This is a genomic window from Emticicia agri, from assembly GCF_004168285.1.
Lineage (GTDB): Bacteria > Bacteroidota > Bacteroidia > Cytophagales > Spirosomataceae > Emticicia > Emticicia agri.
Map to the genome: position 1 here is coordinate 175,672 of NZ_SEWF01000006.1, position 15,784 is coordinate 191,455.

9 protein-coding genes are annotated in these 15,784 nt (G+C 38.7%); 4 read left to right on the top strand and 5 right to left on the bottom strand.

Going from position 1 to position 15,784, the window contains the following annotated elements; translation table 11 throughout:
- The first annotated feature begins 84 nt into the window (after positions 1-84).
- Both EWM59_RS05990 and EWM59_RS05995 read left to right on the top strand, forming a co-directional pair.
- The gene (locus tag EWM59_RS05990; RefSeq protein ID WP_130020034.1) at positions 85-1,113 is read left to right on the top strand and encodes a sialidase family protein; all 1,029 of its coding nucleotides are present in this window, start codon (positions 85-87) and stop codon (positions 1,111-1,113) included.
- Positions 1,114-2,486: 1,373 nt separating this feature from the next.
- Positions 2,487-2,708, top strand: coding sequence for a hypothetical protein (locus EWM59_RS05995; protein WP_130020035.1), 222 nt, complete (start codon positions 2,487-2,489; stop codon positions 2,706-2,708).
- A gap of 76 nt (positions 2,709-2,784) precedes the next feature.
- Here EWM59_RS05995 and porD read toward each other — a convergent pair whose 3' ends face one another.
- The gene (gene porD / locus EWM59_RS06000) at positions 2,785-3,690 is read right to left on the bottom strand and encodes a type IX secretion system protein PorD (protein ID WP_130020036.1); all 906 of its coding nucleotides are present in this window, start codon (positions 3,688-3,690) and stop codon (positions 2,785-2,787) included.
- Between the two features lie 147 nt (positions 3,691-3,837).
- Positions 3,838-5,034 (bottom strand): bifunctional phosphopantothenoylcysteine decarboxylase/phosphopantothenate--cysteine ligase CoaBC, encoded by a 1,197-nt coding sequence (coaBC, locus tag EWM59_RS06005; protein WP_130020037.1) that lies wholly within the window; start codon positions 5,032-5,034, stop codon positions 3,838-3,840.
- 135 nt (positions 5,035-5,169) lie between these two features.
- Here coaBC and EWM59_RS06010 point away from each other — a divergent pair, with 135 nt between their 5' ends.
- Together EWM59_RS06010 and tamL are read left to right on the top strand one after the other, a co-directional pair.
- On the top strand, positions 5,170-10,131 hold the full coding sequence (locus EWM59_RS06010; RefSeq protein ID WP_130020038.1) for a translocation/assembly module TamB domain-containing protein: 4,962 nt from the start codon (positions 5,170-5,172) through the stop codon (positions 10,129-10,131).
- A complete protein-coding gene (tamL, locus tag EWM59_RS06015) occupies positions 10,128-12,497 on the top strand; it encodes a translocation and assembly module lipoprotein TamL (RefSeq protein ID WP_130020039.1) in 2,370 nt (789 codons plus the stop codon). The genes EWM59_RS06010 and tamL overlap by 4 nt, the downstream gene beginning before the upstream one ends.
- Positions 12,498-12,792: 295 nt before the next feature.
- Here the strand turns inward: tamL and EWM59_RS06020 are convergent, their stop codons facing one another.
- The 3 genes from EWM59_RS06020 to hemL form a co-directional block, all read right to left on the bottom strand.
- Positions 12,793-13,098 carry a DNA-directed RNA polymerase subunit omega gene (locus tag EWM59_RS06020; RefSeq protein ID WP_130020040.1) on the bottom strand — a complete coding sequence of 102 codons (306 nt, stop codon included), beginning with the start codon at positions 13,096-13,098 and terminating at the stop codon, positions 12,793-12,795.
- Between the two features lie 91 nt (positions 13,099-13,189).
- Positions 13,190-14,089: an outer membrane protein assembly factor BamD gene (locus EWM59_RS06025; RefSeq protein WP_130020041.1), complete on the bottom strand. Its 900-nt coding sequence runs from the start codon at positions 14,087-14,089 to the stop codon at positions 13,190-13,192.
- Positions 14,090-14,162: 73 nt separating this feature from the next.
- Positions 14,163-15,455, bottom strand: coding sequence for a glutamate-1-semialdehyde 2,1-aminomutase (gene hemL / locus EWM59_RS06030; protein WP_130020042.1), 1,293 nt, complete (start codon positions 15,453-15,455; stop codon positions 14,163-14,165).
- Between the last annotated feature and the right edge of the window lie 329 nt (positions 15,456-15,784).

Below are 15,784 nucleotides of genomic sequence, written 5' to 3' on the forward strand. Positions count from 1 at the left end.
TTATTGAACGTCAGGTATATACATGAAAGTACTATACGCAAACTTCTGTAACTTACAACTATTCACTCAAAACTATTGTATCCAATGAAACTTCAACACCTATTTATTCTCTTTTGTTTATTGTGCTTTAAAAATAGTTTTTCCCAGAACCCTGTACTGAAAAAAGAAGATATTTATGAGTCTGCACCTTTTCCTGAATGTCATGCTTCTACTATCGTAGAATTATCGAAAGGTAAAATGCTGGCGGCATGGTTTGGTGGCACACGTGAATCAAATCCTGATGTATGTATCTGGCAGTCGAGAAACGAAAACGGTAAATGGTCAACACCTGAAAAAATAGCCGATGGGGTCATTGACGAGAAACTGCGCTATCCGACGTGGAATCCGGTATTGTTCAAAACCAATGAGGGTAAACTATTCCTATTTTATAAAGTAGGTAAGAACCCGAGAGAATGGTGGGGAGAAATGAAAACATCGGCAGATAATGGCGTAACGTGGTCGAAGGCTGAAAAACTACCGGACGGGATGTTAGGTCCTATTAAAAATAAGCCCGTACAACTGCCAAACGGAGATATTCTGTATCCGACCAGTACAGAAAGCGTAAAAGGAAATATCTGGCATATTCACCTGGAGAAATCTGACAAGAACGCTAAAAACTGGGAGAAGATTCCGATAGAGAACGATACCTTTGGTGTAATTCAGCCAAGTATTCTGCAATATGCCGATGGACGTATGCAATTGCTTTGCCGCAGTAAACAGAATTATGTAGTAGAAACATGGTCGAAAGATGGGGGTAAAACCTGGGGACCACTTAAAACCACCAGTCTGCTTAACCCCAACTCAGGTACTGATGCCGTTACCTTAAAGAACGGTAAACAGGTAATTGTTTATAATCCATTAACAAGAGGCAAACAATGGTCTAATGGCCGACAAAAATTACATGTAGCGGTTTCGACTGATGGTGTCGATTGGAAAGATATAGCAGTATTGGAAGACGAGACTAAAGGCGAATTCAGCTATCCTGCCATCATTCAATCATCAGATGGATTGGTACATATTACCTACACCAATAATCGTAAAAAGATAAAATATGTTGTGATGGATGTGAAATAGGAAGCCATGTAGGGAGCCAAAATTTTGAACCCCTGCTGGGTACATTCATGCAGTATTAGTAGAAATAGTCAGATAATAAAAAGCAGATATAGCCACTATATCTGCTTTTTATTTGCCTTTTCATGTAACCAAAAACCGAAAAATACTACCACTTATCTAAAATTAACTGCCATTTAACCGAGTATAACCACCAATTATCCGAAAAATGCTTCCAAACAGGCTCCATTTTTTGCATTTCATCGAAAAAGGCTCCTGTAATCTTTAAAAGGAATATAAATTTGTATCAACAAAGCGCAAGAGCAAAAGGCGATTTGAATGGTTAAGCTATTAGAGTGCAAAAGTTTACAGTACAATTGCTATTGAGTGAAATATTGAGCGGACATCGCATAGTGAAAAAATTACCATTGCTATTCAATGAAAGTTTCGGAAATGAATATAGACTAAGACAATTGCTATTAAAAAAGAATCCCGGAAAGTATCGATTAACACGAGTATTTAGTTTGATTGAGAGAATTTGAGTAAACAATTGCTATTGAAAGAAATTACCAATTTGTATGATTGCTGTTACTGTAAAAATCTTAAGTTGAGGTTGAATAGAAAGACAATTGTTATTGAGAGAATTTAACACTAAAAACAAACTGCTATTTTCATTGAATGAAGGTTAAGAGAATTGAGGAAAGCTTGTTAACCTACTCCCAAAAAGTAAAACTTACTAAAAAAGAAAAGTGGAGTTGAAAATCGACTCCACTTTTACTGACAATTGCTATTGAGTGAATATTCTTGTTATATATTGAACTATATAAATCTTTTTGAAAAAAAGGAAATTGTATTTTTCTAATAATGAAATAAAATCATATTCCCTTACCCAAGGAATCTTTATAAAAAGAAACAAAACTTACGAACTGTCCCCTTTTAGTTTTTTAATCACTTCCAACACCTCCCTACAATGAGCATCTTTACACATTAATAGGAGAGCAAAAATGCTCATTCACGGGAGGGTTGGAGTGACCATTACGATGTCCCACAAAATACTAAGAAATAATCATACCAAAACCTTGTAAATAAGGCAATTTGTATTTATTTTTGTTTAACGGTGCTTTAAAACATGCTTGGAATTATACAATTTTGAGCTCTTTTTATGCCGCTTAATAACAAAGACAAACTTTTGCTACCTCTTGATAATTTTTTTGATAAATGAAAAAAAAGTCTTTTTTCATTTATCAAAAACTTAAAAGTAAATTAAAAAATTAGTGAACGGTACCAAAAGAAAAATTCTGAAAAAATGGTATGAAATTTGTTGACGTGCAAGACCATTTTTGAAGATTCAATTTGCACTTTTTTACGTGGCATAAACTTCATAAACCCAACATAAAATGAAAACGTTTACAAAGAATACTTTGAATACTATTGAGGAAGTTCTAACTGAAATTAACCACTTAATTGCCCAAAAAGAAAAAGAAGACTATGCAAAAATTTTTATTATGCGCAGTAATCTTTCAAGCACGTATCAGTCAAATGAATATTTGACAATCATGGATACAACATCAACACTTTTCAACAAAAGTATTTCATGGCAGGCAGACTTTAGTCTGTAACAGAAGTATGTAAATCTATTGATTCTTTAAACAAAGACTGTACCAGAATTAGGACAAAACGCAGTTTTATTTTTTTCTATTTCACTAATTTACGGTAGAGTTCTGTTTTTGATGGGTCAATTGAAGAAAGTACCTGAAATGCCTTTTGTTTTTCGTCTTTGGTAGCCTCCGAAAAAATATTTACCAGTTCCTGTCCTTTTGCATCTAAAAAGCTATTCATTAAAACCGAGTTAGTTCTGGATTGTTGCATAGTTTTAATTACGTTCAGAAACTCAAGCACCTGTCTGCGTCCGTTACCGGGGTCGCTTGTAAAGTTATCTAACGCCAGGCGGTGATAGGTATAAAAGCCTTCACGGAATGGCAACAGCTGCTGATTCTGTAAATTCTCTACCAACCAGTATCTGTTTCTCACGTCTCCTGTCTGTTCCCAGCCCGACTGTCCGGCACTGAAAGCCATATTGGCAATATTATAAGCCCTTGTAAGAAACTGGCTACCGCCTGTTTTTGAGAAACTGTCATAATCAAGTGTCAGCGCAATCATTGAATAAAAACCTAAGATAGAGGTCAGGTTATTGGTAAAAGATTGTTCGTTGAAATTCATCTGACGGTCTTCAGGCGAAAACGAAATATTGAAGTTTCTGTCAACATAAGTCAGCAATAAAGTCTGATAAGTAGTATTAAAGACTGGTCTTATTATCTGAAACTGAGCATTTCCCTGAAAAACATTTTGTTGTGGCGACTTGGTAAATGTTATAATAAGGTTACATTTAATACGCTCGTCCTGTGAGTAAATATCATTTGTCCAGCGTTTATTATTCATAAAATCGCTGATAGCAATTTTCATATCTACAAATACCTGCTTTTCAGCAGCCTGCTGTGCATTAATCTGGTCAGATATAATGGTTACATTACAATTGAGTTCCTGCGCATAGACTGCCGCCGAACAGCAAACAAATGATAGTACACTTAGTATTTTTTTCATATACATTTTAATCACAGGTTGTTTTTGATAGCACCCCACCCTAAACCTCCCCAACAGTGGGGAGGGGATTTGAACTCCCTTCTCCACTGTTGGGTCGGACCGCCGATGCGGAAGGGTTGGGGATGGGGTTTTCTAAACCAACCCACGTTACATTTTTTCTATAACAATATTGAATATATCTTGCGCTACTTCCTGCTTCGATTTTAAATCAAAATCATACAGATTGCCTTCCTTGTCAAGAATTTTGATTTTGTTGGTATCATAACGAAAACCCGCCCCTTTATCTTGTAAAGAATTGAGTACTATCAAATCAAAATTTTTCTTTTCCAGTTTCCCTTTGGCGTTTTCCAGTTCGTTGTCTGTCTCCAGAGCAAAACCCACTATCAGTTGATTGGTTTTCTTCCGCTTACCAAGCGTAGCTGCAATATCAATAGTTTTGGTAAGTTCTATATTAAATACATCTTCTTTCTTCTTGATTTTTTTATCGGCCACGTGTAGTGGCGTATAATCTGCTACAGCCGCAGCTAATATCACAATATCACTTTCGGTAAATTGCTTTTCTACTGCCTCATACATCTGTTGAGCCGAGAAAACTTTTTCAACTTTTATGCCAATGGGTGTCGGTATTGAAACCGGCCCGCTTACTATTGTTACTTCAGCACCTGCCATGCTGAAAGCTTCTGCAATGGCAAAGCCCATTTTACCCGATGAATGATTACTGATGAACCTCGCAGGGTCAATAGGTTCTTGAGTAGGCCCGGCTGTAATCAATACTTTCTTCCCTTGTAGTGTTGCATGCTGTAAAAAATGACGGCGCAACTCTTGTACGATGTGTTCAGGCTCCGCCAGCCGACCTTCGCCTACCAGCCCACTGGCCAGTTCTCCATACTCAGCATTAATTAACTTATTCCCGTATGCAATTAATTTATCTATATTGTGTAGCGTGCTTGGATGCTTATACATGTCTAAGTCCATAGCCGGGGCAAAAAAGACCGGGCATCTGGCAGACAGATAGGTAGCCACCAACAGATTATCAGCAATACCATTGGCACACTTAGCTATGGTATGGGCAGAAGCAGGGGCAATAAGCATTACATCAGCCCACAGCCCTAAATCTACGTGATTATTCCATTCGCCTGTTGCACCGCTGGTAAACGAACTTAAAACCGGATTTTTAGATAAGGTAGCCAAAGTAAGTGGTGTAATAAATTCTTTGGCTGATTCGGTCAGTATTACTTTTACCTGTGCGCCTTCTTTTACTAACAGGCGTACAAGTATGGCAGCCTTATAAGCCGCAATACTACCGCTGACACCTAAGAGAATTTTTTTGTCTTTTAAGCTCAATGTATTCAGATTGGTATGATTTTTTTATCAATGTTAAGTATTACACAACAAAAATAGAAAACATCAGATTAAGTCATTGATATTTTCGTTAAAAGTATATAGTTTTAAGAATCGGGAAGCCACAAACAGATATTGATGAAACGACTTGCACGCATCTTTTTATGGTTTATTGTTGGATTATTGGCGCTGGTAGGGCTGGTAATTGTCTTTGTGCAGTCTCCTACCGGGCAAGACTACCTTACCAAACAAGCAGTAACTTTTCTCCGCAAAAAATTAGGCACGCCTGTCTCCGTCCAGAAAGTCCGTTTTCGTATTCCCGACTGGGTTACTTTAGAAGGGGTGTATGTACCTGACCTCAAAAAAGATACGCTACTGGCAGGTAAACGGCTACACGTAGATTTGGACATGCTTGGTTTATTAAGCAATAATGTAAAACTCAATCAGATTGAATTAGAAGGGATAAGAGTAAATATCAACCGCACCTTGCCGGATACGGTTTTCAACTTCAACTACATTCTGGACGCCTTTATGTCGAAAGAACCTGTGGACACTACTTCATCGTCTGACCCTTTCGATATCAGTCTAAAACGTGTCAAACTCAACAACGTAAAGATTACGTATAATGATGCCATTATAGGTACCGATGCAGACATGTATGTAAAAGACTTATCGACTGAGTTTAAGGAGTTTAACATCGCTAAATCGCAATATCACTTTGCTAATGTGAATGCCAATGGCGGCTCTGCCAAACTAAGATTGTATAAGTCTGTAAAGCCCAGTCCGGTTGCTCCACCAACCAAGGTAAACCCCGAAGTAGCCGCCGCCGATACGCTTGATTTGAATGTAGGAACAGTAACCCTGGCTAATTTTAACTGGTTGATGGAAAGTGAAGAAGACGGTTTAAAAAATGGAGTGAAAATAGGAAAACTTGAACTGGAAGGCGACAAAATTTATGTGAACGGGCAAAAGGTGATTTTCAAAAAAGTAGCCTTGGAAAATACGGAAGCCTTTGTTGAAATGGCTAACAAGCCTCAGCCGACGCCTGCTAAAAAACCAGCAGAAAACAGCACTGATACCGGGCCGGGCTGGGCGGCTATCATCAGCAATATTGAGGTAAATAAAGTAAGACTCAGGTACGATGATAAGTATGCACCACGCCAGTTGAAAGGGTTAGATTATGGGCATTTAGATGTAAATAATCTGTCTTTATTACTCAAAAATTTTGTGTATAGTTCAACTAATATTTCAGGTCAATTAGCAAAAAGTACTTTTACAGAACAAAGCGGATTGAACTTACAGAGCCTTACAACCAACTTTACTTATGGTAATAAAGAGATTGGTCTGAGGAATTTATTCCTCAAAACTCCCCAAACTGTGATTCGTGATGAGGTGGTGATGCAATATGATACTATTGCCGATTTAAGTAATAATTTAGGCAGTGTAAGAGTAAAAATGAACATCAGACAAAGCCAGGTGGCTATGAAAGATGTATTATTGCTGGTACCTGATTTAGCCAAAAATCCGACATTCAGAGAAAACCAGAATGACATTATCAAAGCAGATGGTATTATTACCGGAAGGGTTAATAATTTAGCTATTCCGAAATTATCAATCACCGGATTCGGAGCTACCAGAGTAATAGCTAAAGGTAACATTACAGGTTTGCCTGATGCCAATAAATTAGGCTTTAATTTGGACATTGACGAAGTGTCAACCACTAAAAAAGACATTATTAAATTGGCAGGCCCCGGCACCATACCTGAATCAATAGAGATACCTGAGAAGATAACCGTAAAAGGCAAACTGAAAGGTAAAGCCAACGATTTGCAGGTGGACGCTTCCCTTAATTCAGATTTTGGCATAGCTGTATTTACAGGCAAACTACAGAACTTTGTAGCAGGTAAAAATCAGGCTTATGACGGTAAACTGACACTCGAAGATTTTGACGCAGGTAAACTGATTAAGCAACCAGAAAATGTAGGCAAACTGACCTTAGAGGTAAACGCCAAAGGTACAGGCATTGACCCTAAAACCATGAATGCAAGCATTGATGGCACTGCCAAGAAAGCAGTATTGAAAGGCTACGAATATAATAACCTGATTCTGAAAGGGGATATACACAACCAGATTGCCAATATCAATGCTAATTTAGACGACCCGAACGCCGATTTCAAGTTAGTAGCCAAAGCTGATTTATCGCAACCTTATCCGGCTGTAGAAGGAAATGTATCTATCAATAATGTTGATTTGAAAAAGCTGAATCTTTATGCAGAAGATTTGAAGATAAAAGGAGATATAAAAGTAGATTTAACGTCAACTGACCCGAAAAATCCAATCGGAACAGTATCTATCAATCAGGCAGTAATTGAAACCGCAGGCAAGGTAATTCCTTTAGATACCACCAATCTGGTTATTCAGAACTCACCTGAAGGCCATAATATAGTTTTGAAGTCTCCGATAGCTACTGCAGAAGTAGAAGGTAATTTTGATTATACTCGTCTGTTGGATATGGTTATGACAGAAGTGAACAAGTATTTCAAGATTCCTGATGTGCCTTATACGCCTGTTACAGAAGCCTACGATATAAGTGTCAAAGCCAAAGTAAACCAGCACCCGATTATTCAGAGTTTTGTGCCAGAACTAACCAGGCTGGCAACCGTAACACTGATAGCTGAAATTGATAATAAGAAAGACACCACTTTGCAGGCAACCGTATTGGTTCCTTTGGTAGAATACGATTCTTCTGTAGTAAGAAATGCCAATCTGAAATTGTATGCCATTGGCGACAAAGCTACCTATAATGCAGGTATAAGTGAAGTTAATGTGTCAGACTTCAGTATCAAACGTACTTCTTTGAATGGAGAAATAACTAACAATACATTAACTGCTAATGTAGCTTTGAAAGACTCTCTGAATAAAGACCGATTTGCTTTTAATACCAGAGTACAGTCTGTTGAAGATAAATATCGCATTAACCTGAGTAATGGCGGTACATTGATTGACTATAAAGAATGGCGTTCTGATTCGACCGGATATATAGAATATGGTAAGCAAGGGCTATTGGTGAAACAGTTTTTATTAGAGCAAAACGGACAAAAACTATTGGTAAACAGCACTACCAACGAACCAAATTCGCCGATTACAGTAGAGGTAGATAGTCTGGATATTAAGCCTTTTGTTACCATAGCCACTATGGACTCAACACTGGCAGGGGGTAAACTGAACGGAGATTTCAAATTAGCTAATTACATGACGGCTTCTCCGGCCTTTACAGGTGATTTAGTGATTAATAATTTTACGCTTACGCAGATACCTATCGGGAATGTAGCCGTAAATGCCAATAACGAAACCGCCGACAGAATTGCCACAAAGGCTTCTATTACGAGCGATAAAAACGATATTCAGCTAACGGGCAATTATATCCTGAAACCGAAAGGCACACTTGATTTTGATGTGGACATCAAGAAGTTAGGTGCTGAAACCGTTCAGGCTTTCAGCTTTGGCCAACTAAAAAATGCCAAGGGGAACCTGAGCGGAGGACTAACCTTAAAAGGTGAACCTACCAAACCTTTAATTAACGGCTCTCTCAAATTTGATGATGTATCTTTGAGCCTTACACAATTAGGGTCTAAATATATTTTCAATAACCAGACGCTGACTTTTGTTAATAGCGACATTAAGTTTAACAACTTTGTAGTAGCCGATACTTTAGGGCAAAAACTGACTGTAACCGGAAATCTTAATATTCAGAATATCCCTGATTTCAGTTATAAATTAGATGTAGATGCCCGCAACTTCATGGTATTAAACGGTAGCCGGAAAGACAATGATTTCTTCTATGGCAAGGGCTTTATAGATGCCGACCTGAATGTAACAGGGGTAGGGGCAACGCCTTCTATTGATGGAAGTGTACACCTGAAAGAAGGCAGTGACATTACCGTAATTCTGCCTGATGATTCTATTGGTGAAACTGAAACAGATGGCATAGTTGAATTTATTAATGTGAAGAATCCGGCGGCTGCTGATTCACTGGCAAAAGATAGTACTGCTTTAGCCACTAACTTTAGTGATGTAGCCTCTGAAATGGCACTGAATATTGAAGTGGACGATAAGTCTCAATTAACTATTGTGATTGATGAGGTGAATGGAGACGCCTTGAAAATTAAAGGCAATGCCCAACTGAATACAGGTATTACGCCAAGTGGAGAGTTCTATATTTTTGGTTTGTATGAACTTACTTCGGGTCAGTATGATTTGACTTTTGAGGTACTCAAAAGACAATTTACCATAGAGAAAGGTAGCACCCTGTTATGGACAGGAGACCCAATGAAGGCACAGATAGATATTACAGCGGCCTACTCACTGAATACTGAATTAACCTCTTTAAGCGATGAATCCAGAGCCAGGTATTATGGTAAAGTTCCGGTGAAAGTGTTGTTGAAAATGCAAGGAAACTTATCAAGCCCGGATATTAGCTTTGGTATTGTGTTAGATGAAAAAATAGCGTCAAGTGATGTAAAAAACTTTGTTGAGGAAAAAGGCTTATTCAAGCCTTTTGAACAAGACCAGATGGCTTTGAATAAAGAGGTGTTTTCTTTATTGATATTGAATCGTTTTTCAGGTCAGCAATCTTCCGATTTCTTCTCTGGTGCAGGTGCTGAGGCCATTGCACGGCAGAGTGTAAGTAAACTATTAACTGACCAGTTGAATGTATTAGCCGGAGATTTGATTAAAGGTGTAAAATTAGACTTCAATCTGAATTCAGATTTTTCAGCTGCTCAAGCGGGTGGTACGGGCGTAAGAACCGACCTGAATGTGGGTTTAAGTAAAGCCTTCCTGAACGACCGTTTAACGGTATCCGTGGGTCGCAACTTCCAGATTGAAAATACAACGGGCATACAAAAAAGCTCAACAGAAATTTTCGATAACATTGCTTTAAACTATAACCTGACAAAAGACGGACGCTATCTGTTCAGAGCGTATCGCAAAAACGAATTCTTTATTCTTGACGGTTACGTACAGGAAACAGGGGTGAGTTTTGCGGTTACGTTAAACTACGAAACATTTAAGGAATTATTCAGTAAACAGAAAAAATGAGAGCAGCTAAATACATACTACTATTGAGCATGATAGGCTTATGGAGCTGTTCGGTTACGAAGCATATACCGGCAGGAGAGAGTTTGTACACCGGAGCCGATATAAAAATCCAGACAGATTCTACCGTAAAAGTCAGTAAGATTGAGGCAAAGGCATTGGAAGGACAGATTGAGGAAATTATTAGACCCAAGCCTAATAGTACTATCTTCGGTTGGCCTTATAAAGTGTCATTCTACTATTTATTCGGAGAACCTAAAAAGGAAAAAGGTTTCAAGAGTTTCTTCAGAAAACGATTCGGAGAGGCTCCTGTATTAGCCAATAGAAGAGCTGTTACGACCAGTTCGGCCATTATTGCCAATACACTTCAGAACGAAGGATATTTTCGTTCTACGGCTACCGGTGAACTGATAATTAAAGGAAAAAAAGCCAGAGGCCTTTATACAGCCTATCTTAAGCCGCGCTATACCATTAACGAGGTGCAATTTACTATCAAAGATAGTAGTATCTTTCAGAAGAGTTTCAGGCTTTCGGAGCGGAGAACCCTATTGCGGGAAAATAACCCTTACCGGTTTGAAGTAATTAAACTCGAACGTGAACGCATTGACCAGTTTCTGAAACGCAGAGGCTTCTATTTCTTCCGGCCTGATTACCTGATTGTGAAAGTAGATACGAACCTGAGCACCTACAAGGTAAATATGTATGTTGATATAAAACCTACTGTAAACCAGACTTCACTGAAACAATACCGCATCAATGAAATATATGTAAACACCGATGCAACTGATACTACCAACAGAAATTACGTGCAGCAGGAATTTATGAAGATTTCAGACCTGAATCGTTCTTATAAACCACGTGTGTTTAATGATGCCATCGGTTTTCGTTCGGGTATGATTTACAGTAGTACTGTGCATGATGCTTCTTTATCAAGGTTGATTAACCTGCGTAATTTTAAATTTGTCAGAAATCGTTTTGAGTTGGTGCCACGTTCAGACTCTGCACTGATAGATGTGCATTATGACATGACCCCACTGAAAAAGAAAGCCCTCCGTTCTGAAATCTCAGGTGCTTCCAAATCTAATGGTTTAGTCGGTTTTCAGATAGGAATTAACTGGTCGAACAGAAATATGTTCAGAGGAGCCGAGATATTGAACATAGGTGCCAACATTGGAACAGATATTCAGGTAAGCGGGAGGAAACAAACAAATCTGAATAATTTCCGCAGGTATAAGGCTACTATTGACTTAACTTTTCCAAGATTTGTATTCCCTTTTTACAGAATCAATCCGGCACGCAATCAGGCTTTACCTAAAACAAACCTGAATTTAGCTTATGGCTGGTTACAACAAAGAGGAGTGGCCTATAACGATGATAGCACAACGTATGCTTATACCCAATATGTACTGACTTCTATTGAAGGCTCATGGGGCTATGAGTGGCGACCTAACCCAAGAGTGCTCCATACCTTGACCCCATTGTATGCCAATGTATTGAAGCCTAAGAATATCAGTGAAGAGTTTGTTGAAATGATTTTTAATAGTACCAACCCTAATGATATTGTTCGCTATATAGAAATATTAAAAAACCAATTGATATTAGGCGGGCAATATCAGATTACTTATACACCACAACAAACAAATAACAAGCGCCATTTCCTTTATATGTCGGGTGGAATAGATGTAGCCGGAAATTTAGGGAGTTTATTTGCCAAGAAGGGTTCTGATGAAACTTCGCCCAAAACACTTTTTGGTATAGCCTATTCCCAGTTTGTACGGTTAGATGGTGAAATCAGATATTATTACGATATATCGCCAAGTCTGCGTATTGCTAACCGGTTAATGGTAGGCTATGGTATTCCTTATGGTAATTCGAACGAACTACCACAAATTAAGCAATATTTTGTAGGAGGTAGCAATAGTCTGCGAGGATTCAGGGCACGTTCGGTAGGGCCGGGTGCTTTTTATGCCGACTCACTCACGGTATCTATCTTTGGTTATCGCTCGTTTGGTGATATCAGATTAGAAGGAAACACAGAGTTAAGATATAAAGCAACTGACTACATTAATTTAGCCCTCTTTGTTGATGCAGGAAACGTATGGCTGAAAAAGTATAACCCCAATACCTCATTTTATGATGCAGGAGCTCAGTTCGGTAAAGACTTTTATAAACAATTGGCTGTAGGGGGCGGGATTGGACTTCGCCTGGATTTCAGTTATATCAAACTCCGTTTTGATTTAGCAACGCCATTCCGTAAACCCTGGTTACCAGAGGGAGAGCGATGGGTATTTAAAGATATTTCCATCTCAAGAAAAGCCTGGCGGCAGGAAAACCTGATTCTGAATATTGCAGTAGATTATCCGTTTTAAGGAGTGTTGATTATGAGTTTTTAAATATGTCCATAATGGCATGGTTGGAAGGTTTCAGCGAATAGAATTCGCCGTCTAAATTAACAAAGGAATTTTTTATATACGGTGCCGGACTTAAGTCCGCACATGTAAGATGACATTACCATTGTTATCTTAGACGGCGACCGCACGGCGGACCGTTTCAGTCGCTGACACTTTAATATAAAGCCGATTTTATATCCACCCACAACAAACACAAAAAAGCGTTGCACTCAATCATAGAATGCAACGCTTTTTATATGGGCATAAGACAAGTTTATTCTTCGTCTCTCCAACGATATTCTACTTTCTCTTCTGTAAATTCGTCCAAGGCAATAGAAGTTGGTTTTGGCTGACGCTCATAGAAACGTGAGATTTCGATTTGCTCACGGTTTTCAAAAATTTCTTCTAAATTGTCGATATTCGAAGCAAATTCTGCTAATTTTTGCGTTAGTTCTTCTTTGGTCTTAACAGCCACCTGTTTCGCACGTTGCGAAACAATAAATACAGACTCATAAACATTACCCGTTTTGGCGGCAAGTTTATCTACGTCTCTTGTTACTATTGAAGGATTTACTGCCATAATATAAAAACCCCGGCCTCTGGAGGGGTATGGTGTTTATGTGTAATGATAGCAGATAAGTGAGTCCTGTTAGAGGCGCCGGACTTTTGGCTTATCCTTTGGTTGCAGTATCAGCCTTTGCGGCTTCGGCTGCTTGTTTTGCTTTTAATTCTTTTAATTCCTGTTCCTGTTTAGCCAGACGTTCCAACTCTTTATTGGCACCATCATAGGCTTTTTGAGCTTGTTTAATGTATTTGCTCTTCGGATAGGCATCTATAAATGCTTCATAGAATTTCAAAACATCTAAGAAACGTTCTTTCTGTTTATTCTCAAAACTCACCATTGCGTAATCATATTGTGACTGCACTTTCAGATAAGATAATTCTTCGTTATACTGCGAATCAGGAAAATCTTTCTGGAAATTATCTATGGTTACTACGGCGGCTTTAAAGTTTACAATAGTTACCCCACTGGTTTTGTAATACAACTTGGCCTTTTCGTAGGCTTTTTCTTCTAACCGATGTCTTAAATCGAGCAGGTGTTCATTACAGTTCTGTGCGTATTTACTGTCCGGAAAACTATTAATAAATGTCTGTAAAGCATCAATCGCTGTCAGGGTATTCGTCTGGTCAAGGTTATAGTTCGGAGAATCCTTATAGGTCGAATACGCATACATATAAAATGCTTCCTCAGCCATCGGACTATTCGCATACGTTGCATAAAAGCTCTTGAATAAATAAGAACTCATGCTGTATTGCTTTTGCTGAAACTGGGCATAAGCATTATAAAACTGTGCATTTTCCGCCAGTGAATCTCCCTTCAATAACGGTATAATTTCCTCAAAAAGCAGACCAGCTTTGTAATAGTCTCCCTTTTTATAGTATTCGTTGGCCGCAGCGTATTTTTCTTCGGTTGTACCTTTTTTCTGCAATCTGGCAAACTTAGCCGAACAAGCCGATGACAATACAATAACGACAAACAAAAGGGCGGTATATGGTCTTTTCAAAAACATGGGTGCAAAGATAATAAAAAATATATGCTTTCAGAACGAAAAATTCAGCATAATTATTCTTTATTAAGAATTTTTAAGACATTATTTCTCTCAGACTCTCTTCATTGGCCTGTAAAATGGCCTGAATATGCTCGTCGGTAAGGGCAGTGGATAAGAAAAGTGCTTCGTACTGTGACGGAGCCAGATAAACGCCTCTATTCAACATAGCATGGAAATACTTACCGAATCGTGGAATATCGGAAGTTTTAGCGGTCTCAAAATCAACTACAGGCGTATCGGTAAAGAATAAACTATACATCGACCCGATATGGTTAATCTGGTAGTTTAACTGCAATTTTTTCAATATTTCTCTTATACCACTTACCAGTTTTTCTCCGGTTTTTTCCAGTGTAGTATATACTTCAGGGTGCTCGTTCAGATAGGTAAGCATAGCATAGCCTGCCGCCATCGCTATCGGATTGCCCGATAAAGTACCTGCCTGATACACAGGGCCTTGGGGAGATACACAGTCCATAATTTCTTTACGCCCACCATAAGCACCCACAGGCATACCTCCACCAATAATTTTACCAAGGGTTGTCAAATCAGGCATAATATTGAAACGCTCCTGTGCGCCACCTTTAGCCAGACGAAAACCTGTCATTACTTCATCAAAAATCAACACAATTCCTTCTTTGGTACACAGTTCACGCAGGTTTTCAAGAAAGCCTTCCTGCGGTAGTACAGTACCCATATTGCCTACTACGGGTTCTAATATTAAAGCGGCAATCTGGTTCTTGTTGGCATCAACCAATTGCTGTACGGCTGCAAGATTATTAAATGGGGCTGTAAGGGTATCATTTGCTACGCCTTTGGTTACACCCGGACTATCAGGTACGCCCATAGTTACTGCTCCACTACCTGCGGCAATCAGAAACGAATCGCCATGCCCGTGATAACAGCCTTCAAACTTGATAATTTTATCCCGTCCTGTAAACCCGCGGGCTACCCGGATAGCCGCCATTGTAGCTTCTGTTCCGGAGTTGACCATTCTTACTTTTTCGATAGAAGGTACCATGTCGATAATCAGTTCAGCCATTTCTACCTCTTTGCGGGTTGGTGCACCAAATGAAAAAGAGTGCTGAATGGCTGCTTTTACAGCTTCTTCAACAGGGGCATAGGCATGGCCTAATATCATAGGCCCCCACGAGTTAATGAGCTCGATGTATTGATTGTCGTCTTCGTCATAAATATAGGCGCCTTTTGCTTTTTTAATAAAGATAGGATTACCCCCTACCGATTTAAACGCTCTCACAGGAGAATTAACCCCTCCCGGAATATAGTTTTTGGCTTTAGCAAAAAGGGCTTCACTTGTAGTATGTATCATTGAATGAGGTATTTTTTATTTCAGACAGGCCGCAAAGTTCGTGAAGAATTGGGAATGAAGCAATGAGAATAGTAAAGGAATGAATTGATTCTTTATAGGATAAGATTTACAAGTATAAATCTGTAGGCACCATAGAATTAATACCTGATGTGAAATAAGCTCATTGATAAATAAAAGACCTCTGACATTTAAAACCAGTCGTAAATAGGAATAGATTTATCAGCTATTCTCTTCATGGATTTACTTATCATAGGAGTAAAAAGTGCTTTTATTGAATTTTATCGGCATTTTGCATGGTCTTGTCTTGAAAGATGCCATTCTTCTACCGG